Raw genomic sequence first — 466 nt, 5'->3', positions numbered from 1 at the left:
AGCGTATCTGGGCTGGTGCTGAGGCTGTTGTGACATTGGCTACTCTTGGTAGCTTTGCGGCAGGTCAAGGTGCCTTGCGAGCAGGTAAACAAATCCCGACGACCGTTCAGACTATTGGTAAGTTGGCTGGCTATGCGGATGAGGGTGTGGAACTTGGACAATTGGCATCTGGTATCCTTAGTGGAGACGGTACGAATGCGACCTTGAATTACATCGGAGGTAAAGCATTTGAAGGCATTGTAGAGGGCTCTGTTAAGGGACTCCAAAGCCAACTTTCTTACATTGAAGTCTCAAGCCCAAGCCAAATTCAGCTCAACGCTCGTCAGGGTCAGGACTTTGTGGACTTACAAACGGTTGAGTTTGGTAAAATCGCCAGCAAGGTTGAGAATAACATTACTATCAAGATGACGGTTGATGGCGTTGAGCAGAAAATCCGCATTGATGCGATTGGTTTTGACGAGGCGGG

Annotated in this window: 1 protein-coding gene; it reads left to right on the top strand. The window is 48.7% G+C overall.

Annotation, left to right across the window (positions count from 1 at the left end; genetic code table 11):
* Positions 1–466 (top strand): hypothetical protein (locus tag C1E99_RS14615; RefSeq protein ID WP_202863382.1); only part of this gene is annotated, 466 nt, incomplete at both ends.

The sequence above is a fragment of the Streptococcus suis genome (assembly GCF_002964045.1).
Lineage (GTDB): Bacteria > Bacillota > Bacilli > Lactobacillales > Streptococcaceae > Streptococcus > Streptococcus suis_U.
The sequence above is the reverse complement of the archived record's forward strand: the minus strand, read 5'-3'. Positions and strand labels throughout refer to the sequence as shown.